Source organism: Epibacterium ulvae (assembly GCF_900102795.1).
Classification (GTDB): Bacteria; Pseudomonadota; Alphaproteobacteria; order Rhodobacterales; family Rhodobacteraceae; genus Epibacterium; species Epibacterium ulvae.
Genome location: NZ_FMWG01000004.1, coordinates 263,505 through 283,310, shown reverse-complemented (window position 1 = coordinate 283,310; position 19,806 = coordinate 263,505). Strand labels below are relative to the sequence as shown.

Annotated in this window: 20 protein-coding genes; 5 read left to right on the top strand and 15 right to left on the bottom strand. The window is 48.5% G+C overall.

Features of this window, described 5'->3' with window-relative positions; all coding sequences use genetic code 11:
- Positions 1-195 precede the first annotated feature (195 nt).
- The 3 genes from BLP79_RS08440 to BLP79_RS08430 are packed head-to-tail and all read left to right on the top strand — an operon-like array spanning position 196 to position 2,242.
- Positions 196-1,005 carry a tetratricopeptide repeat protein gene (locus BLP79_RS08440; RefSeq protein WP_157843974.1) on the top strand — a complete coding sequence of 270 codons (810 nt, stop codon included), beginning with the start codon at positions 196-198 and terminating at the stop codon, positions 1,003-1,005.
- Positions 1,002-1,898 carry a LysR family transcriptional regulator gene (locus BLP79_RS08435; protein WP_090218074.1) on the top strand — a complete coding sequence of 299 codons (897 nt, stop codon included), beginning with the start codon at positions 1,002-1,004 and terminating at the stop codon, positions 1,896-1,898. The genes BLP79_RS08440 and BLP79_RS08435 overlap by 4 nt, the downstream gene beginning before the upstream one ends.
- A 53-nt stretch (positions 1,899-1,951) precedes the next feature.
- On the top strand, positions 1,952-2,242 hold the full coding sequence (locus tag BLP79_RS08430) for a hypothetical protein (protein ID WP_090218072.1): 291 nt from the start codon (positions 1,952-1,954) through the stop codon (positions 2,240-2,242).
- Positions 2,243-2,256: 14 nt separating this feature from the next.
- Here the strand turns inward: BLP79_RS08430 and BLP79_RS08425 are convergent, their stop codons facing one another.
- The 9 genes from BLP79_RS08425 to BLP79_RS19490 form a co-directional block, all read right to left on the bottom strand.
- Complete coding sequence (locus BLP79_RS08425) at positions 2,257-2,952, bottom strand: hypothetical protein (RefSeq protein WP_090218070.1); 696 nt, start codon at positions 2,950-2,952, stop codon at positions 2,257-2,259.
- Between the two features lie 129 nt (positions 2,953-3,081).
- Entirely contained in the window at positions 3,082-4,392 is a 1,311-nt protein-coding gene (locus BLP79_RS08420) for a hypothetical protein (RefSeq protein WP_090218069.1), read from the bottom strand.
- Positions 4,393-4,453: 61 nt separating this feature from the next.
- A complete protein-coding gene (locus tag BLP79_RS08415; RefSeq protein ID WP_090218067.1) occupies positions 4,454-4,882 on the bottom strand; it encodes a GNAT family N-acetyltransferase in 429 nt (142 codons plus the stop codon).
- Between the two features lie 17 nt (positions 4,883-4,899).
- The gene (locus BLP79_RS08410) at positions 4,900-5,178 is read right to left on the bottom strand and encodes a hypothetical protein (RefSeq protein ID WP_139163185.1); all 279 of its coding nucleotides are present in this window, start codon (positions 5,176-5,178) and stop codon (positions 4,900-4,902) included.
- Between the two features lie 66 nt (positions 5,179-5,244).
- Complete coding sequence (locus tag BLP79_RS08405) at positions 5,245-5,499, bottom strand: hypothetical protein (RefSeq protein ID WP_090218063.1); 255 nt, start codon at positions 5,497-5,499, stop codon at positions 5,245-5,247.
- Between the two features lie 85 nt (positions 5,500-5,584).
- Positions 5,585-6,688: a DUF2680 domain-containing protein gene (locus BLP79_RS08400; protein ID WP_157843972.1), complete on the bottom strand. Its 1,104-nt coding sequence runs from the start codon at positions 6,686-6,688 to the stop codon at positions 5,585-5,587.
- A 129-nt stretch (positions 6,689-6,817) separates the two neighbouring features.
- Entirely contained in the window at positions 6,818-7,060 is a 243-nt protein-coding gene (locus BLP79_RS08395; RefSeq protein WP_090218060.1) for a hypothetical protein, read from the bottom strand.
- Positions 7,061-7,099: 39 nt separating this feature from the next.
- The gene (locus tag BLP79_RS08390; RefSeq protein WP_090218058.1) at positions 7,100-7,840 is read right to left on the bottom strand and encodes a class I SAM-dependent DNA methyltransferase; all 741 of its coding nucleotides are present in this window, start codon (positions 7,838-7,840) and stop codon (positions 7,100-7,102) included.
- A gap of 508 nt (positions 7,841-8,348) precedes the next feature.
- Positions 8,349-8,891, bottom strand: a complete 543-nt coding sequence (locus BLP79_RS19490; protein ID WP_139163184.1) for a transposase — start codon at positions 8,889-8,891, stop codon at positions 8,349-8,351.
- A gap of 1,180 nt (positions 8,892-10,071) precedes the next feature.
- On the opposite strand from BLP79_RS19490, the gene BLP79_RS08380 reads away from it, so the two are divergent.
- A complete protein-coding gene (locus BLP79_RS08380; RefSeq protein WP_139163183.1) occupies positions 10,072-11,322 on the top strand; it encodes a hypothetical protein in 1,251 nt (416 codons plus the stop codon).
- 445 nt (positions 11,323-11,767) lie between these two features.
- Here the strand turns inward: BLP79_RS08380 and BLP79_RS08375 are convergent, their stop codons facing one another.
- From BLP79_RS08375 to BLP79_RS08350, 6 genes are all read right to left on the bottom strand, one after another.
- Complete coding sequence (locus BLP79_RS08375) at positions 11,768-12,709, bottom strand: PDR/VanB family oxidoreductase (protein ID WP_170830469.1); 942 nt, start codon at positions 12,707-12,709, stop codon at positions 11,768-11,770.
- 1 nt (position 12,710) lies between these two features.
- A complete protein-coding gene (locus BLP79_RS08370; RefSeq protein ID WP_198511988.1) occupies positions 12,711-13,517 on the bottom strand; it encodes an MOSC domain-containing protein in 807 nt (268 codons plus the stop codon).
- A 294-nt stretch (positions 13,518-13,811) separates the two neighbouring features.
- Complete coding sequence (locus BLP79_RS08365) at positions 13,812-14,507, bottom strand: ATP-binding cassette domain-containing protein (RefSeq protein ID WP_198511987.1); 696 nt, start codon at positions 14,505-14,507, stop codon at positions 13,812-13,814.
- Positions 14,504-16,237, bottom strand: coding sequence for a branched-chain amino acid ABC transporter ATP-binding protein/permease (locus BLP79_RS08360; protein WP_090218051.1), 1,734 nt, complete (start codon positions 16,235-16,237; stop codon positions 14,504-14,506). Before BLP79_RS08360 ends, BLP79_RS08365 begins: the two co-directional genes overlap by 4 nt.
- The gene (locus BLP79_RS08355; protein ID WP_090218049.1) at positions 16,224-17,075 is read right to left on the bottom strand and encodes a branched-chain amino acid ABC transporter permease; all 852 of its coding nucleotides are present in this window, start codon (positions 17,073-17,075) and stop codon (positions 16,224-16,226) included. The genes BLP79_RS08360 and BLP79_RS08355 overlap by 14 nt, the downstream gene beginning before the upstream one ends.
- A gap of 4 nt (positions 17,076-17,079) precedes the next feature.
- On the bottom strand, positions 17,080-18,249 hold the full coding sequence (locus tag BLP79_RS08350) for a substrate-binding domain-containing protein (protein ID WP_090218047.1): 1,170 nt from the start codon (positions 18,247-18,249) through the stop codon (positions 17,080-17,082).
- A 167-nt stretch (positions 18,250-18,416) separates the two neighbouring features.
- Here BLP79_RS08350 and BLP79_RS08345 point away from each other — a divergent pair, with 167 nt between their 5' ends.
- Positions 18,417-19,784 (top strand): amidase family protein, encoded by a 1,368-nt coding sequence (locus BLP79_RS08345; protein ID WP_090218046.1) that lies wholly within the window; start codon positions 18,417-18,419, stop codon positions 19,782-19,784.
- Positions 19,785-19,806 lie beyond the last annotated feature (22 nt).

The following is a 19,806-nucleotide window of genomic DNA, read 5'->3' as shown; positions in this document are numbered from 1 at the left end:
ACGCAACGATGTTTCACCCGTATTTTACCTCCAAATTCGGGTATTTTACTTAGGTATTTTGATTCTTATGACAAAGGTGGGAAATATTCTTGCAGATCAACAGACGTTGATTGCAACACTATGGATCCATTTGTCTTCCGAATAATTTAAATATTGCTCATACAAATGCATGCGTGCGAAGATTGTTGTATAAAAATGGCAAAAAAATCGAGCACAACATCAGGCATGATAAAACAAACTTTTGGCTTCGCTAGTACGCAGCGCTCAAGCCGCGCTTTGATGGTCGCTTTTATGGCCGCGGCCTCTACGTTGCTTCATGGCTGCGACTTTCTGGGTTCTCAGCCTGTCGGTTATCAATCTCAAATTCAGTTGGCTGAAAATTTTCTTCAAGCAGGTGATTTTGACAGAGCATACAATCTGTTTGATCAGGTGGATGAGGCGAATAGCCGGTCTGCAAAAGTTCAGCTGGCACTTGGGCGCGCTTATTTTCGCCAAAATGCTTTTTTAAAAGCGGAACGTGCCTTTGACAACGCATCTGGTCTTGGGGAGATAACAGAAGCACAACTCGGGTTAGGTGCGCTTGAGCTTTCCCGTAACAATGCCGGAAAAGCGATGCGTATTTTTGCCAACATTTTGGTTGAAGATCCCGAAAATCTGCGCGCGCAAAACGGAATTGGCGTGGCACATGATCTCAATGGAGATCACTATCTGGCGCAGGTTGCCTATCGAAATGCCTTGAAAATTGATCCTGGCCATGTCGACGCAGCCAATAATCTTGGCTTGTCTCTCACCCTGTCCGGAAGCGCAGAATCAGGAGCAAGTATCCTGGCTGAACTTGCAAGCTCCCAAATTAACGATGTCACCGTGAGGCAAAATCTTGCTATTTCCTACTATATAATAGGACGGAAAGAGCTTGCGCTAGATATTGCTTCTATTAACTTCAAAAAAACGGAAGCGTTGGCATTATTTGAAGCCGTTTCTAACTATAGGCTGTCTGGATCATGACGAATATCAGCATCAAGAAAATAAGGGTTTTCTTGGCTGCGGTAGAAGAGAAAAGCTTCACTCGCGCGGCGCTCAGGGAAAATATCAGCCAGCCAGCGGCTTCAATCATTATCAACCAGATTGAAGAAGAGTTGAACACTGAACTGTTCATGCGCCAAGGTAACACGCGCAAGTCTCAGTTGACGCCGATCGGTGTCGAAGTCGCTGAAACCTTTAGCCAAATCATGATCTCTTACAATAGTGAAATCGAGAAGGCCTATAATATCCCTCTTGGCAAGACAAAGGCCAAAGAATTATTGATCCAGTCTGCGTACGCAGATGCTATATCGCCTGATTGGTTAGCGGCGTTTTTTGCTATGCACAACGGCGATCATATAAACGTAAGAGTTTTAGATCGCGCTGGGATCATAGAACTTCTGAAAGAAAGAAAAACGAATTATGCAATTGTCGACGGAGCCATCGAAGACAGTAGAGTCGAACAAATTACGTTGTTGCAGACAAATCTACAGTTAGCTGCGTACGACGCTAAGGCGTTGTCGACTGAGCCTGGACATTTAGAAGGTCTAAATGCGGATGTTGTACTATATCACGATATAGATCCCACAGGTCTGCAGCGTGTAAAAGCAGCACTTCGAAAGAGCCCGGCTCCATTTTCAAGCACAGATGTGAAAATTTTACAGGGACAGGCTGCTCTGATTTCGGTCTTGACTTCATCCGAACGCGGTGTCGTATTGCCCGCACCTTTGGCGCAAAAGATTGCAGCGACCAACGAAACAAGATTCGACTCCATTGATATCCAACCCACAATTGGTCTGGATGTCACTTTAGCTTTGCCTTGGGGTGCAGGTAGTCGTCTTGATCAATCAATTTTGCGCGACATATCTCTTTTTTGACCTGAATATGACACTAACTATACTCAAGCTTTGAGGACAGGAGCGTGACAGCGATGAGCACAAGTGACACTCACAGACACATTGAGGATACAGCTGAGCGTTTTCCAGAACAAATGCTGCTGATCAACCATGTGTTCGACTTTGATTTCAATGAGATTGAAAAAGTCGTGGAGCGGATTTCATCTAACATCGATCTGATGCAAGCTTTTGAGCAGACAGCAAAGTATATTGAGCAGAGTGAATTGCCGGATATGGAAAAAGCTCAACTTATGCAGTTAATCGGGGAAGAAACTGAAGTCATCGCCTATGCGCAGACGTCACGTTGCAGCGTAATTGCGATCTAATCAGCAGGTAAGCTTTAGTCGTCCAAATTGACTTGTAGATTCTGCAACAGTGATTTGACAGAGCTTGAAGTATCTGGGTTTTGGCCACCAGACTGCACGTTTGGTAGAGGGATGCTTTGGCTGTTTCCGGTCAGTCCTGACAGGCTTTGCAATATGTAGCGGGCAATATGGCCGCGGAACTCTTCTGTTTCAGTGTCTTCAAAGGTTATGTTTACACTAAACTCATCATCCTCCTCTCCGGAAGATGACACATCTGCTGCAAAAATTTTCCGTGCAACTTCATGATTTAACTCGGATGACGAGACTTCAAAAAGTTGCCCAATCTCTGACAGGTCTGACAAAGGCGGCGCGTAGAGGTCTCCATAATCAATCATGGTAACGTTGGAAATCAGAGACTTTGCTTGAACCTTCTCCAGATGCATATGAAATTTAGATATAGCTTTGAGCAATTCTACAGTGAGATCTGGACGTGCATATGGTCGGCGCTTGAAAGCAAACACCACCTCTATAGCACCACCTGAACAGGATGGGATATCCAAATCACCTTGATTAATTTCTGGGAACAGATGATAGGGAAAATCCTGTCGTTCTTGAGACACAAACGCAGTCGCAACATGTTCAAATTCGGACCGTGATAGGTCCAAATTAACAATAAAAAGCGTTGTTCGATTTTCCGTCATGCTCGCTACACCGTTATGAAGAAAAAGCATTATTATGATTATAGTTGGAATGCTATCGCTTCTCTCATCAATATGCAATGTGTGCGCAATTTGCTTCAGTTTCCCTAGGTATGCAGTTCAATACGCTGAGCATTGATATTCGCGGAAAGAATCCCCTCCTTAAGCACCGGCTGCTTCACGAAGAGTTCTCGCGGTCTCATCAAGCAATTTAAAGGTATCCGCTGTACGAGAGGTTTCCGCTTGTTCTTCAACATTCAATCGCTTTCGTACGCCTTCCGACTCCGCTTCTTCTCGACGCTGAGCTGCCATCAGATTTTGCTGATGCATTTGCATTTCATTGTTCATCAGCATTTGTTGAGCCAAACCTTGTTCACTCGCATGTTTTACAGCGGCTTGAACCTCATTCAAATCCAAAGGTTTGTCTGGATCTGCCGGGTCAGTTGGATCATCACCTCCCTCCTGGGTTTGTGATGTATCTCCTGCAACTTTACCCGACGCAGCACCTGTATCATGGTCTGCTGTCGTTGCACTGGATTGATTCGCTTGACTATTCTGGCTGGGCGCTGCTTCAATTAAGCGTCCTTCCGGAGTAGGTTTGGGACCGTCGTCAAGCTGTTCAATTGTGGTCTCACTAGACGCGGCAGAAATTTTTGGTGCAACAATCATCGCTTGGGCTTGTGCGAATGGGGATTGTGATGATTGTGGTTCGATGCGTCCAAGTGGCATTACTTCTGTATGAATTGAACTATCATCTGGAATTTCAACTGTAACTGTAGGTTCGCTGGTCGAATTTTGTATTGTAGCGGATGCTATAGGTGTACTCGTCGATGGTTGAGCTAGGGCGGCCACATGATTTGGACGCGTAGCGATAAGTTGACTATCGGTCGAAAGTTTCGGTTCTGGTGCCACGGCTTGTGCAAACGGCGACTGACTTACAGGAGCTTCGATCTGCGCAGGCTTACCCGAAACAGGCTCATCATCAGGAAGCTCGACGACAATCGCAGGCTCATTCATGGGATGTGGACGAGCATCTGCCTGAACCAGCTGATTGGGTTTGGTCTCCACCGTAGCAACTTGTTTCCCCGATGAAGGTAGTAAATCCCCGGAAATTTTAGGTTTTGGTACCAAAGCTTGTGCAAAAGGGGATGACTCAGCAGAAGTCTGTTTTTTGCCTGCAGGAACAAGAGCTCCAGAAGACGAATCGTCATCTGGAAGTTCAACCACAGTTGCCGGTTGATTGATGGCCGCTTGTGGCCCTGCCGAACGATTGTCAATTTTAACGGTAAAGTTCGGAGCTTTTACCACCGCCTGAGAAAATGGCGAAGTTTTAGGCTGTTGCTCCTGAGGTTGAGCTGCAGCTTGTAAAGCCCGGTTTTTATTGCGTAAGACAAGTTTATTCTGAGGGGAATCTGCAGCGGGACGGTCTGTGATCTGTAGCGTCTGAGCGTTAGACTTTATTGAACCTACCATTTTATTCCCCTGATCATGTACTGCATCTTCGTTGGTCCCACGCTAACACGCAGCAGCTAAACTATTCATCGTACTCTAGGCGCTTGTAATATCCGACCTGCACCTGATTGAACCCCATACGTTCCATCAAAGGGTGCTCATGCTTGAGGGCACATAATGCATGCGTAGATTTCTTTTCGCGGGCCCAATTTAAATATTCTTTCAATAATCTGATCCCTCGCCGATCAGACTCTTTTCTCGTGTACCAGATCAATTCCTGGGCAACGGGCTGTAGGCTAAACTGTGTTGGCAGCATCATCCCGACTAAAATCCCTTGATCCTCATCCAAGAGCAAAATTAATGCTGCAGGCTGGTCGATTACGGCCTCTACAAGGGATGAAAAATATTCAAAATCATGGGGAAAATCCGGAGTATGATTTTCTCGAAATCCTCTTAAAAGATCTCGTATGACTGGCATATCTTCTTTGGTGGCGCGTCGAACAGCTGGCATATGCTTCCTTTCGCTTTTCAGCCCATACCCTGGATAATTTTTTGAATCAGGCTAAATTTGCTAAACATAGAAGACAGAACGCGATTTGAGTGCTCGTTTGCGAGTGCACGCTGCGTCTGAAATGCTGTTGTTTCAAGCTGTTGCCGTGACATTAACAGGTCTAACCGACGATGACGCTCAGCTTTTTCAAGCGACATTTGTGCTTGCTGCCGTGTCGCGTCGACGCGAATGTTCTGTAAAATCTGTTCCCGTTGCTCATTTGCTTCAGAAACCGAACCTACACCTTCCAACATCACATCCCCACACATTTATAAAGGATTAAGAGCGCTAAATAGCGCTCTTAAAAGTTCTAATGCCTGCGCTTAGGCTGCTGCCGCACCACCAAGTTCTTGCTGAGAGTTTTTGTTCAGCTCGAAGCGGTCCTTGGTCTTTTGATCTTCCGCTTTTTCTTCGCGGTTGGCTTTGTTACGACGACCTTCATCCTCGATGCGCATGCGGCGGTCTTCACCCTGACGGTTTTGTTCGCCAATTTGGGTTTGAGCGTTAAGCATTGTTTGGCGCGCCATGTTTGCTTCCATCGCTGCGTTTGCTGCTGCTGTTGCTGCTGCTGCACTCATGATAGTTCTCCTTTAGGTCAGACTTTATTAAGTTAGTTCACTTTGGGATTTCAGAAAGGGTTGTGTTAACCCTCTTGATTAAGCCTTATGGCATCTTCAACAGCGCATCTTGCAGCAGCTGGTTTTTCATCTTCTCTTTACCTTCATCAGAAAGAGAATTGTTGTTATCGATCTTTTTATTAGTGTCGCCGATTCTGTTTAAGTTGTCATCAACTTTATCGAGATATTTATCAACATCTTCGAGAACTTTATCATCACTCACTTGTTGAGAGTTTTGAGCAGGACGTTTATCGACGGCATCATTGCTATTATCAGGGTCAAGAATTGCCTGCTTTGCTTTTTCTACAGCTGCATCAATTCTATTTTTGATCTTCTCGCCATCTTCGGCTGAAATTTCGCCTGATGCAACTCGCTGATCAACTTCGTTTTTATTCTCTTCCGCTTGCTTCGTAATATCTTGTAATTTATCCAGCTTCCCAGCCATACCTTTGAAGTCTGGAAGTTCCATCTTGTCGAAGGCTTTAGGATTATCGACAAGTTTATCTTCAGCGCGTTGAAATTGGCGCTCCATTTGATTTTTGAGCTTATCGCCTTCAGCTTCAGTCATAACGCCTTGATCTACAAGTTTGTCGACCTTGTTACTTGCATTATCGAGCTGATCTTCAAGTTTGTTCAATGTGTTCAAACGTTGTTCGGCCGCTTTAATCGGATCGTCGGAAACCGGAGGCCGTTCTGGTTTGCCTTCGACAGCACCGCCACCCCCTTGACCTTCAGCTGCGATTGCGTCGTTTTGCGTTTGGTTTACAAGCTCATCCAAAGCTTTGATCATTTCCGCAATCGGACCACCAAATGGCTGCGAAAGCGGGTTTTCGCCTTCGCCTTGCAGCAAGTTTAGACCACCAAATGGCTGATTGAGATCAGGCATGTTGAGATCGCCGCCAGGACCACCGGGCGCACCACCAGTTTGATTCGCGCCACCAGGTGCGCCGCCCGCTTCCTGTTGAGGCTTGGAATCGTTACCTAATCCCAAGTCTTCAAGCTTGTCCATCATCTGCTGCAGCTCTTGATTAATCTTTTGCTGCATCTGCTGTGTTTCTTGCATCTGCTGCTGAGCTTGCTGATTCATCTGGTCTGCTTGCTTTTCAGCTGCAGCTTTAGCAATCGCTGCCTGAATCTGCTGGATGATCATGCTTACAATCATTTCAAATGTCCCTCTGTCATTCTGACCCTAAAGCCATTTACGTCTGTTCTACGTTCACTAAACATTAGGCTTCGATTAATTGGTTATGATTTTTTTTAATAGGTTGAAATTTTTCACTTAATTTTTTCTTATTTCATCACCAGATTTTTTTATGGTCGTAATTGCATCTTTCAAAACATCAGTGATTCTCTTTTGCATCATCGTTCTGACGGCGCGCTCAGCATTTACTTTATGAAGCTCACGATCAACAATCAGGGCGCTTTTATCGCTCCTCATTTGTGTTTGGTGTGTTTTCAAGGTTTGTTCGGTGGCACTTGCAATAACTTGACTATTTGCACTATCTACGGAAGATATCGTCATTTATTCATACCTGTTTTTGTATTTTTCGTGGTCACGCTATTATGCGCATTCCGAGATCAAGATTTGACGGCTGGAAATATTTGTTCTCTCATTTTTTTCGTAATCGCCATAATCTGCTATCACACGAAGTCCAACTTTTTCTAAATACTTCCTTATTTCAAGGTTTGAATAAAAGCGGTTGTCGTAGCTGGAGGTCGCTTTAAGATCCCGTGTCTCATCATCAAATGCGCTCCACTGCACATTCATGATGTTTGTTTTCCGGTCGAACTTCGTTTTCTCTAATACAGTGATATTGCTATCGCTGGTTTTATCTTTGAATTGGGCTCTGATACCTTCAAATTTTTTTGGCATATACTCTAGAGCAACTTGATCAATTGATACGATAACCTTGCCATTCGCACTACAGTGCTCCTTAAAACACGTAAGCGCGGCCAATGCCTGATCTTCAGTGCATAGGTGCATAAACGAATTCAGAGGGCACAAAACCAGATCAAAGGTTTCGTTCAGGTCGAACGCGCACATATCACCTTTGACAAATTCGGCCTCTTTCGTGAGCGATCGCGCCTTCACTAGCATTTCTTCCGAGAGATCAACGCCAACCACACGCCGATCTTGCCTGCACAAGGCTTGCGCAAGAACACCTGATCCTACGGGCACCTCCAAAATCGACTGCGCATTGGATGCTTGTTCTTGGTAGAAGGCAATCTCAAGTGACCGATCACCGTGGATCTGGTCATAAAAATCTGCCAGATGGTTATAAAATTCAACGTTCTGATTCATGTGCGCACCCTTTGCGGGGTACGAAACCAACAGATTGCTAAAATTTGGAATAAATTAAATTTATGATCACATACGAACGTATTTAAGTATCTGTAAAATATAGACTTTTCAAATAAATCTCCCGCAAAATCATTCACCGCTTCATCAAAGTTCCGGTTACGAGAGGCCCATCAGGTGACGACGCAGAGGATTAAGGATTTCATGACAAGATTTAGTTATATGTCAAATGCAACGTTGCTGGAGCAAGACTAAACGACTAAGTGTTCTTTGGGTGGCATATATTGAAATTATCTGTGTTTTAGGCGCAGCATCAGGAGTGCAGGTGTGAGAAAAGCAGCGGATATTCTGTATCTTCTTTCGACCTATGCAATCAAAGGCCAATTTGTTGAAAAAGCTTTGATTTATAGCCAGTCGGGTCACCATTTGTTCCCCCAAGACACGAGGCTGCTTGAGACCTATGTATTCTCACTTCTGTTAAATGGAAATTATGAGAAGGCAGAGGAGGTACTTAAGAGTACGGATATAAGGTCGCAGAATCTGGATTTTTTGCGCCTTCGATTGTCGATGATCTTAAAGAAAACCACTGAAGAAAAAACCCAACTCGCTCGAATGTATCTATCCACATAGGTTGAAACGCCTTAACATTTGCTATCTGCACCGCTTTTTTGCCAAGAAACTGCGGGAGCGTTTGCCTCATCTGGTTAGTGTGATTGGCGGCGCGTTTGCTTTGAAGTAAGCGTCGCGCTTCGAGGGGCTTGCGTTTAATCCTCCCCCTTTGTTTTAGAACGCCTTCTTTACCACATGTGAAGTCAACACCGGCTGGCGCAATGTTGTTCAGGCTCTTGCGATATCGTTGATAGTTGTTGTGATAGACGAAGGCTTCAATCTGGGTTTGAAGGTCACCCGGCAAGAAGGTGTTTTCCAGAAAGATGCGGCTCCTCAAGATTTGGTGCCAACGCTCAATCTTTCCTTGTGCCCGGGGTGATACGGTGCACAGGGCGCATACTTCGTACCTTTGTCTCGAACTATTCCGCCAATCCGCTTGAGACATAGTTGGAGCTGTTCCCGCTCGGCAGCCTTGGCTTGTGGAGGACCTGAACAGGTCAACATCCTGACGCTTGAAACGCCAACTACAAGGTACCACTTAGCCTGTCTTCAGCCCGCATATTGATGCAATACTCCCACGAGGAGATCTAGCGGCTATAATTGTCGAGGATAGTCCTGAGATAGAGCCAGTCAGAACCGAGAACTTTGAGATAGGCAAAGTAGGTCTGCCAAAGCTGGGTTATTGCCATTGTCTTGTCTTTGGCCTCATTTGCAGCCTTTATGACAATAAAGACTGGGCTACTGAGATATTAGTAATCCGTCCAAGCCAAGGAAAGACCATGAAACGTAGATTTTGAGATGAACAGATATCATTGGAATGGTCAGAGGATATGAGCTGGTGTGAAGGCGCAGCAGCTGTGAACTGCCCGGGTCTTGCGGGTGACTGTTGAGTTCGTCTTTCAAGCTGTGATTTTGTCTGATTTCGAGATTTGTTGGTATCATTCATTCGCTTCGATGGGCATGCCGCAGCAGGCGCTCTTATTTGAACCAGTCTACCCATCCATTCGACCTGCTCTTTGGACGTCCTTTGAACAGGCCGATGGTCGTCTCGGCCGGGGCGTTCTGCGCCTTCAAATGATCCCCCGATCATCTGGATTACCTATTCCAGTGCGTCTAAGACAAACTGCGTGCCCTGTGTCGTCGATGCTGTCCAGCCGATGATCCCGTTCGCGAAGCCAATAACACTCTCTTATTAAATTGCTCTGTTGGAGCCTATTTGTGCTGCCGTCAGGCATCTACTGTCGATTGGCTGGTGCCATGGAAACTCCGTGGCTGCTAAGGTTCAGTTGGGATTTGCGACATAGCCTTTGACATAGGTTTTGTTAGTGAGGCGCGTCGATAGGTCATAAGTTGATCAGTTGAAGACCCTTATGCCTCCAATTTGTAGCCTATAAGAAATTTAAATTACCTAATATCTCGCGAAAAATTGATGATCGAGGATGAGCTTTTGTTAATGCGAGATTCCAATGCCCTCAACTCCGAACATCGGTGAGATTGCCTCATCCTCACGTCCTTCAGCAGAATTTGACGCTAAACCTTCTGCGCCATCGCGCAACAATACCGCTCAAAACTCTGCAAAGCCTGACTCATCCTCTGCTGCTTCTGCGCCCAAAGAGTGGTCAACCATGTTGTCTTCAGCTTGCGAAGATAACACCCGGACAGAAGTTAAAGTTCCAAAGTTACGTGAGACGGCAGGCACCGATGAAATTCCGGAAGCCTGGATGCGCAATAACAGCGAGATAGAGACCAATGCCAAGCGTCATAAGGCAACCGCACAGAAAGTCATGGTCGCGATCAAAGGGACGCCTGAGCAAAAGTATCATGATCCCGACCCGAAGCGTGGTTTTCCTGAACAAGAGCGATTGCATCGGGGACGCCCGTTTCCAGCCAACAGAGATTTCTTCCAAAAACCTCAATATGATCCAGACTCTGAGGGCAAATCAAAAGCTGAAGTTCTGAAGCAGAACAAAAGATCAGCGAATAATGCCCATTGGGATATTGAGAATATGCAACAGACATTCAAAATAGAGTTGGAACGCAAGTATCCGAATATCACACCGTTATTAAGGTCTGGCCGTGGAGGTGAAGATCCGGGCAAATCTATGCGCCGTCTGGAGGCGATGAGAACGCTGGCGATTGAAGACTCCCAGAACTTCAGTGTGAAAAGGGAAGAGAGAAATATCGATGCCAGCGATAAGATGTTTAAAAAGGGCAACTATTCAGAAACACCCCTGACAGATCAGGAAAAGGCACAAAAAGAAGTTACAGATAAAGCCAAGTTGGCAGCGGCAAGGTTCGACGGGATGCGTGGGGCGACTTGTGATGCGCAGACTGCTCTGGCATTTCTAGAGTTCAAGAAAGACGATCCTGAGGCGAAGCTTGAAGTCTTTGACTTGCGAAAAGGCAGTCGTCGTTTTGTGAGCGTGCCGGATGAAAATGGCGCTATGAAAACACGTGTATTTAACGGTGAACGCGTGACAACGCCAATTACAGGTTCGGTGTTTGATCTGAACGGCGGGCCCCAGCATCGGTTCCTTGTCATCAATCGTGACACCGGCACTGATGAAAGTGATCCACGAACCTGGAACCCCGACGCCGTCATTCTGGATGCATTCGCAGAACGCATTTATCAAGTGCCGGAAATCATGAGCGAAGTGGACTTGCTGGCGCGTTTCAGCGGCGGTGAGTTCCGCACGCAGCTTGCCTATGATGATAATGATGTGGCGGAGCTGACCGATGTGATTGCGTCAGAGGAAGACAAACTGCAAACAGCTGCAGAAGAGGCTAAAAAAGCCGCAGCGGAAGCGGAGCAGGCTCCTCAGCGGACGCGGAAAAGGGATAAATTCGCCAAAATGTTTGGCATGAATCGCCACTGATTAAAAAAAATTCAGAACACTGTTACATCCCACCGTTCGGCTGCGAACGGTGGGTTTTTATTCATAGGCTGAAGACACTTCTGGTTTGAAAATAGGGAAGCCGTGCGCGGTCTCAATAGTATCGGCGTTTTCAGGGGTCTGTTGCAGCGATTTCTGTAGACGACCACTTTGGGGCATGGTCTGGCGTGATCGCGGTTGTCATGAATGATTTCAGGGGGTGTCTTTTCACTGGCAAGGTCGTTCTTTGAGCAGCAGTTTGATAGCACTTACCACGCCCAAGGAGACTGAATGATCTGGCTTTGATATGTTGCCGGTTTTTTAACGCCCTGCAAACAGTCATCTCCCCAACCACTAACCTAGCATGAAGATGCAAACCTATCGCTCTTCAGAAGGTTTGCATCATCTGGCGGTCTCATCACAAAAAGGCCGCCGGATCGTTTCCGCATTAAAACTCAACAGTGATTTCTTCACCAGCAGCGCGGGACACACAAGGCATAATTGCCGTATGTCGCTCTTCATCTGATAGCACGATGTCGCGATGTGCAACTTCACCTGCGGTCAGTGTCATCCGGCAGGTGCCGCATGTACCACTTTCACAAGAGCTCTCATAGGCGATACCGTTTTCACGCAGAACATCCAGAATGCTCTTATCTGCAGGTACGTCAAACAGCTCATCCGTCGCCGCGCGCCGCAGACGAAATGGGTGTGCCGTACCGCTATGTGCAACGATACCTGCAAAATCTTCAGAATGAACTTGCGACCGCGGCCAGTGGATCGAGTTCAGATAAATCGCCTGCATCAACCCCGCCGGGCCGCAATAATACAAATGGCAGTCTTCTGGGGTCTGAAGATATGGCCAAAGATCAATAATCTGCTCGGGATCACCATTGTCATGATGCACTATGACACAAGCCGCATCTTGAGCGGTGAGAGCATCTAGATATGCTGTATCTTCAGCGCTGCGTGTCAGATAGATCAATTGCACCGGTTTGCACTCTTTGCGCAATGCAAAAAACATAGACAAAATCGGTGTAATTCCAATCCCGCCGGCAATCAGTAAATACCGGGGTGCTGTTTCAAGAGAAAATGCATTCTTCGGCACGCGCGCCTCAATTAGATTTCCGATAGAAAGATCCGCATGCATTGAATTGGAGCCGCCCTGCCCGCCCTCTTCTCGCTTCACTGCAATCACGTAACGATCCGCGGAAGTGTTGACACCGGTCAACGAATAGCTTCTCCAATTTCCAGAAGGGGTATTCAACGTCAGATGGGCGCCCGGTTCATATGGAGGAAGCGGGGCGTCACCTGAGGACGCAAATGTAAACTCTGTAATCTCAGAGGTCAGATCGCGACGCGCCTCAAGGCGGAGTTTCAACGTTTCGTTCATCTCACACTCCTTCACAACGGATAGGGGTACCGGGTTCAATCTCTGCCCCGGTTTCAATTTCGGCATAAACACCCATATCCGCATGCCCATAGTGCTGCACCAGCAGGCGAGGCAGGGGCAGATCGCGTTTGACGGTCTTAGGGTTTACTTCAGTTGCGGCACACCGGCGCGTGCGCAATGTGATTTTGGCCCGGGCATCACCAATTCGAATTTCCTTACCGACAAGATCCAGTTCAGAAAAAGGTGGCCACCCATCAAACAGGATATTGCCGCGAAACCGCATAGGATCGATCTCTTGGCCAATCTTTTCACCAAAAGCTTTCACACTGTTGGTATTGATCAGCGACACTGCATTCATCAAGGCTTCAGAAGCAACGGATACATCTGTAAACCGATGCGGGGCGGCATGAACAAAACGCGGCATCTCGTCCGCGGTCATATCAAACATGCGTGCAAAAAAAGTTTCGGTTTCCTGTCGGCCCTTTTGGGTTGAAAGATCCGCCGCCATCAAAGGCTTGCCTTGCACATGTAACGACAACTGCCAGGTTTCAGTGTCAAAGTGGCTCTCTAACCCCGCAAGACGTTCGTCCATCATCAACATCAAGAACCGCGTTTTGGGAAGCGGTTTATAGGCGTTTGGGTCATATCCACTGTCATGACGCGCAAAGCCAAATTCGCGATCAAACGGAAAGCCTTGCGCAGGGTTCAAGCGCACATGATCAATACGTTGCGCGGTCAACCCTTTCACAGGGTAATGGTAAAGAGCTTGAATATTTCCTGTCAGCATACGGCCTCTCTCAAAACACATGGCAGCTCCGCCATTTAAAGACCCTGCCAGTACATGTCCTCGTTGTTATCAAATCCATGATGGAATTCTATCCATAGTTTTGGGGATAAGCAGACGGGTAATTGATCGTGAGGAGTGTCACTATCCCCAAAATGTGATCCCTTCACAGTGGAATTCTAGATCGTATACGCGGTGTCCTAACGTGATCTGGAAGAGATCACTATGACGAAACCAAGGCTTTGCGCAGTTCGCCAACCTCGCAGCATAGGCGCGTCTTCATAACGACTATTGCTCTAAAGCTCTGCGACACATTCCTTAAACCTTCAACAAGTTCGAGATTTCGTTTCGCAACTCTGGCCCATTCGCAGTCTCGTGGATGATCGCCCCATGATCCATCACAATCACCCGATCTGCAATTGCCTCGATTAACGATAGGTTTTGCTCCACTACAATCACAGAATGCCTCGCCTGGAGTGTCGATCTTATGACGGTTGCCATGTGATCAATATTTTCCGGCGCCACACCCTCTGTTGGTTCATCCAGTAGAACGACTTGTGCATCTTCAGCCATAACGCGCGTGAAAGAGAGTATTTTGCGCTCGCCACCTGATAGGCTACCAGCAGATTGCTCCAACCGTTCGCGTATCCTGGGAAACAGAGCAAACAGATGTTCATATCGCTCAAGATTTTGGTCTTGATAATGAAGCGTTAGATTCTCTTTCACGCTCAGCGGTGCAAAAGTCACGCTGTCTTGTGGTCCGTAACTCAGGCCCAAGCCATGGCGGCGATTGGTCGGCAGCGCTGAAATTTCTGTTCCTTGCATCTGAATCCCACCTGATATGAGCGGTAACTCTCCAGAGAGCGCACGCATTAATGTGGTTTTGCCCACACCATTGCGACCAGCAATACAAAGACATTCGCCAGCACCGACATCAAAGCTGATATCTTGCAGAACCTGTAGGTCGCCGTATCCGGTTGCAAGGTTTTGAACAGTGAACTGTTGCATGCTCATTTGCGCCCTCCTGCATAGACTGCCTGCACTGTGGTATCGGCGCGAATGTCTTCTAAACTGCCCTCTGACAGCGCAGCACCTTGGTGTAATACGTAAACATGGTCAGACAGACTTTCGATGACCGAGAAATCATGCTCAATGATAAGGGCTGAGATTTCGAATTTCCGACAAATCTGGCGAATAGCTGCGGTCAGCTCTGCGGTTTCCTCCGTTGACAGTCCCGCGCAAGGCTCATCCAATAACACCAAATTAGGCCGAGCAATCACGGACAGTGCAAACTCCAAGACCTGCCGATGACCCAGCGACAGGCTGCCCGCCCGTTTGCTCTCATCTCCCAAAACAGGGAACAAATCATGGAGCACATCTAAAATCTCATTGCGGCGACGAAAGGCGCGTTGGCCCAGCATTTCCGAAACCGTCAGACCCGTTGACCACAGACCGATATCGATGTGTTGGCCAATGGTCATATCAGGGAAAATCGCAGGTACCTGAAGCTTACGTGCAATGCCAAGGCGCGCAACGCGGTGCGGCGGTAAGTTGGTAATTTCACGCTCTTTCCAATGGATTTGGCCACCTGTCACCGGCAAACGTCCTGTCATAGCATTAAAGGCTGACGTTTTGCCCGCACCATTTGGCCCAATCACACAATGCAGCCCTGTTTTTTTCACATCTAAGGTTAAACCGCGCAAAATGTTTACGGCGCCAACCGAAACGTTCACATCCTTAAACCTTAACGAAGCGGGAACTAGTGGCCTATCCACTGTGCGAAGGTCGTCTCTGTCGGTTTTGGTTTTTTGGGCAAAGGGAGCTAAAAACCGTTCCGTCAATCCGGCAAGACCGCGTGGCGCAAAAAGAACTGTTCCAATAAACAACAGCGCCATGATGATTTCCCAGGACTGCACCGTATTGCGCAGTTCAGATGTCAGCATTCCAACCAGAACAGCACCGACGACCGGGCCGATAAGACTGTTGCGCCCGCCAAGCGCCGTCCAGATCAACAGCTCACCAGCCAGAAGGTAGCTGAGCGATTGTGGCGTTACGATCCCTTGCTGAGCCGCAAACAAAGCACCGGCCATGCCCGCAAGACCTGCTGAGATGGCAAAGGCCAGCGCCTTGAGCTTTGCTGTGTCATAACCAAGGAAGGACATGCGCAGCTCGTTTTCGGATACCGCCTGAAACAACTGCCCCAGCGGGCTGCGTGTGATCCACAGTAAAACTGTCGTTGATAAAATCAGCGCCAGAACAATAACCCAGTACAAATTGGTCCAAGGGTCTGTGCCGGGCAAGGACGGGATGCCGGACAGACCGTTGAAACCGCCCGTCAACCAGTCCGTACTGAGCGCCACCTGATAGGCCAGCATCGTCAACGCCAGCGTGATCAGCGAAAAATAAGGGCCAGACCCGACCTGCCGGCGAAACACCAAAAAGCCAATTCCTCCCGCTAGCGCTGCCGGCACTAAGATGGCACCTAATAGTGCGGGATAAAGGACCACAGGCTGCGTTTCATATGCAATCAGTGCACTACCGCCAAGATACGCCCCCAAGCCAAAGAACAACGATTGTCCAAGGGGCAGGATGCCCACTTTGCCCCAGCACAATGCGATCCCCTGTGCGACGATCCCGTAAAGTAAAAAGAGGCCCAATTGATGAGCGGTAAACTCGCCCATCGTAAAGGGCACGGCGCAGATCAGCGCCAGAACCACTGGAAAAGACAAATCAGCGACGCGCATGAAGACCCTCAGGTTTGAGCCACAAAAATAGGATGGAGATCAGAAGAACGGTTACATACCCCGCAGTGCCTCCCATCAGGGTTGATCCTGCGCTTTCTGCGCCACCGATAAGGCTTGAACCGATAAACAACCCTTCAAGGCTGCCAAGACCGCCGACAACCAGAACGAAAAAGGACTGCAGCAGGAAATCGATGCCCATAAAGGGTTCAATCCGCACCAAAGGCGCAAGCATTGCGCCGGCCAAACCCGCTGAGGCAGCACCAGCCGCAAACGCCAGACGCGCCAGCTTCTGAGTGTCGATTCCGACAATCGTTGCAAGCTGTGGATTCGCGATCATTGCGCGCACCCGCACACCAGCATTGGAGCGACGATACCAAACATAAAGCGCGGCGAAGCCGATTAACAGCGCAACCATCAGCATGATGCGATAGATGGGATAATCCACACCCAAAAGGCGCACACTGCCGCTCACAGGTTCAGACACCGACCGGTATTCAAGCCCAAATGCCAATTCGATCCCTTCGCGTAAAAGGATCGAAAGCCCCCATGTCGCCAAAAGCGTATCAAAGGGCCGCTTATACAGATGGCGGATAACGGAAGCTTCGATCAGCCACCCGACAGCCCCCGTCGTTATGATCGCAAGTGGCAATGACAGGATCAATGGTAAACCCGCGGATTGCACCGCAAATGCGCAATAGGCACCGATGGCGACAAATTCACCATGGGCCATATTCAGCACGCCCAGGAGGCCAAAGATAATCGCCAGGCCCAATACCACCAATGCAAGCGTTAGCACCGCATAGCTGGTATTGAGAAGGAACAGAACTGATGACTCCATGAGATTAGATTGAACAGGTCGTGCCGGAAGCGATGCCTCCAAAGTTTTCGATAATTTTGAACTCCGTACCTTCAGCCTTGGCCAGATAGATATTGGCGTTCACAAAGCGACCCGACATGGTGACATCTCCGCGTGGTCCGCTGTAGCTGATGCCTTCGGAGGCTGCTGTGATGGCATCAATGCTGGTCTCGCCGGCCTTTTCGATCACAGCCTGCAAAAACAACACTGCTTCAAAACAGCTTTGCCCAAGCGTGTTTAAAACCGGCGCATCGACCCCAAAAGTGTCATAGTATGTTTTGCGGAATGCAAGCGCTGCAGGCGTGTCCAATGCATCAAAGTAACCTGAAACAGAATAAAGATCCCCGCTGTTTTCCGCCCCAATCCCAGCCAATGTGTTTTCTTCGATTAATGTGCCAAGGCGCAATGCTTGTTTGTCTAACCCAAAGGACGCGTAAGCCCGGTTAAAGACAACAGAGGCTCCACCCACCAAATTGATCAACACAGCCTCGGCGCCGCTGTCGCGGATATTGGCAAGCGAACTGTCAAAATTGTCAGTGGTAAACGGATGATATTCTTCCCCAACCACTTCACCGCCTGAGTCTTCAATAAATTCTTTTGCAGCTGCATTGGTGATGCGGGGCCAGCTGTAATCATTGCCGATCAAATACCAGCGTTTTATACTACGTTCCTTGGCCAGATATGGAATAGCAGGTGCCAGCTGCTGGCTTGGCGTTTCGCCTGTCGTGAAGACACCGTCAGTACAATATCCCCCTTCATTCACAGGAGAATAGACATATGGCAACTGGCCACGTAGCGCACCTGCAACCGCTTCGCGAGAGGCGCTGCCATGTTCACCGACAATGGCCTCGACACCGTCGCGACGCCACATACGCTGTGCAGCTTGCACAGTGTCGCTTGGCGCGCCACCCGCATCCCCAAGCAAGGCTTCAATCGGGCGACCAAGAATGCCGCCTTCTGCATTGATCTTATTGACCGCCAGTTCGATGCAGGCTTCAGATGAGGGGCCAAACAATCCTGCAGTCCCAGATCGGGGTATAAGAAAACCCAGTTTTAATGGTTTACCTACCGGAGTCGCTTGTGCAGTTGCTACGCGAGGCAGTTGGCTCGCAGCCAGCGCCATAGCACTGGAACTTAAAAAAGCTCTTCTATCCATCTCAAAGTGTCTCCCAGTTGGTGGAATAGGGCTTTGCCCCTTTTTTCTGTTCGCTGAAGCCTAATGAGAGGTACCGATCCGGGGTATCGACATTATTGACGATAGGGTGATGTACATGCGCTCCTTAAGATCAAGCCGTCTCGTTTGATCTTCTCCAAAGGCTCAATATGCCCAAAGCTTCAGCTCACTTTACACCTTCAGATCACACCTTATCGCTGTCTCAGGCACGTCAGATACGGGATCAGCGCGGCGCACAGGCGTTGACGGATTCTGTCTTGTCACGCGCCGCAGCAGATCAGAGGAATGCAGTTCTTGCCCATTCAAATTCTGTTGCGCCACAGGCCGAAGGACCCTTGGCGGGTATTCCGTTTGCGGTGAAAGACAATATTGATTGCCTACCTTTCCCAACGACGGGGGGTAGCCCTGCATTACTTGACAATCAGCCCAAAGCGGATGCGCCAGCCGTCGCCAAATTAAAAGCAGCCGGCGCGCATGCTCCACTCAAGCTGAATCTGCACGAACTGGCTTTTGGGGTGACCAACAACAATGCGCATTTTGGTGCCGTGCCAACCCCGTTTGATAGAACACGGGTGTCTGGAGGATCCTCCGGTGGGTCTGCCGCTGCGGTTGCCTCTGGGATTGTGCCTTTTGCCCTTGGAACAGATACGGGCGGCTCTACCCGCATTCCTGCAGCATTTTGTGGGATTGTTGGCTTTCGCCCCTCAACGGGGCGCTACCCCGATGGGGGTGTTTTGACGCTCAGCACCACGCGTGACACCATCGGACCAATGGCAAGCAGTGTGACAGATATCATCGAGGTTGATGCGTTGATCTGTGACGAAATAGACCCGGTGCCTACGACCCAGCGGCCCCTGCGGATCGGGCTGTTTTATCACAAACAAGGTCTCTCTGTTTCACTGGATGTACAATTTCAAAAAGCAGTGGACCGTCTTCAATCCGAAGGGCTGGTTGAAATTGTCGAGGTAGATGAAACGCCTTTTACCGATTTAGAACAGAACTACGGACATATTGTCGTGACCCATGAGGCTGCGACGATCTGGACACAGTTTTGTGCAGAAGTTCGAAACCAATCCATTGAAGATTTCGCCGCATCTCTTGGCAGTCCTCAAGTCAAAGCGATATTTGATCTGTTGCCAGAGCGCGGATCAAGCAATGAAGCAAAAGCCGCTTACGAAAAAGCAATAAAAGGCATTGCAAACCTTCGCCAGGCCTATGAGCAGCTTTTTGTTACACATAGTTTGGACTTGATCGCTATGCCAACAGTGCCAGTGCCCCCGCCCTTGATTGGGGATGAAGATATGATCGATACAGATCTTGGACCACAACCAACTTTTCCCACGGTGGTTCGAAATGCCTCTCTGGCCAGCCTGACAGGCGCCCCGTCCCTGTCTATTCCAGCAGGTACAGACACAACAGGCCTGCCGGTTGGTTTCATGATTGAAACACGCCGCAACGAGGATCGGTTTTTGTTGGCCGCGGGCGTTGTTCTGGAGCGCGGCTTGCAAATGCTCTGATATTGTGCGGCGATTACGCAGT

Coding starts and splice junctions, on each gene's coding strand:
- BLP79_RS08440 (WP_157843974.1), top strand. CDS start 196: ATGGCAAAAAAATCGAGCACAACATCAGGCATGATAAAACAAACTTTT.
- BLP79_RS19490 (WP_139163184.1), bottom strand. CDS start 8,891: ATGTCTCAAGCGGATTGGCGGAATAGTTCGAGACAAAGGTACGAAGTA.
- BLP79_RS08395 (WP_090218060.1), bottom strand. CDS start 7,060: ATGACGATATCTTCCGTAGATAGTGCAAATAGTCAAGTTATTGCAAGT.
- BLP79_RS08390 (WP_090218058.1), bottom strand. CDS start 7,840: ATGAATCAGAACGTTGAATTTTATAACCATCTGGCAGATTTTTATGAC.
- BLP79_RS08415 (WP_090218067.1), bottom strand. CDS start 4,882: ATGCCAGCTGTTCGACGCGCCACCAAAGAAGATATGCCAGTCATACGA.
- BLP79_RS08345 (WP_090218046.1), top strand. CDS start 18,417: ATGCCCAAAGCTTCAGCTCACTTTACACCTTCAGATCACACCTTATCG.
- BLP79_RS08350 (WP_090218047.1), bottom strand. CDS start 18,249: ATGGATAGAAGAGCTTTTTTAAGTTCCAGTGCTATGGCGCTGGCTGCG.
- BLP79_RS08400 (WP_157843972.1), bottom strand. CDS start 6,688: ATGATCATCCAGCAGATTCAGGCAGCGATTGCTAAAGCTGCAGCTGAA.
- BLP79_RS08375 (WP_170830469.1), bottom strand. CDS start 12,709: ATGAACGAAACGTTGAAACTCCGCCTTGAGGCGCGTCGCGATCTGACC.
- BLP79_RS08355 (WP_090218049.1), bottom strand. CDS start 17,075: ATGGAGTCATCAGTTCTGTTCCTTCTCAATACCAGCTATGCGGTGCTA.
- BLP79_RS08370 (WP_198511988.1), bottom strand. CDS start 13,517: ATGTGTTTTGAGAGAGGCCGTATGCTGACAGGAAATATTCAAGCTCTT.
- BLP79_RS08360 (WP_090218051.1), bottom strand. CDS start 16,237: ATGCGCGTCGCTGATTTGTCTTTTCCAGTGGTTCTGGCGCTGATCTGC.
- BLP79_RS08380 (WP_139163183.1), top strand. CDS start 10,072: ATGTTGTCTTCAGCTTGCGAAGATAACACCCGGACAGAAGTTAAAGTT.
- BLP79_RS08430 (WP_090218072.1), top strand. CDS start 1,952: ATGAGCACAAGTGACACTCACAGACACATTGAGGATACAGCTGAGCGT.
- BLP79_RS08365 (WP_198511987.1), bottom strand. CDS start 14,507: ATGAGCATGCAACAGTTCACTGTTCAAAACCTTGCAACCGGATACGGC.
- BLP79_RS08420 (WP_090218069.1), bottom strand. CDS start 4,392: ATGGTAGGTTCAATAAAGTCTAACGCTCAGACGCTACAGATCACAGAC.
- BLP79_RS08435 (WP_090218074.1), top strand. CDS start 1,002: ATGACGAATATCAGCATCAAGAAAATAAGGGTTTTCTTGGCTGCGGTA.
- BLP79_RS08405 (WP_090218063.1), bottom strand. CDS start 5,499: ATGAGTGCAGCAGCAGCAACAGCAGCAGCAAACGCAGCGATGGAAGCA.
- BLP79_RS08425 (WP_090218070.1), bottom strand. CDS start 2,952: ATGCTTTTTCTTCATAACGGTGTAGCGAGCATGACGGAAAATCGAACA.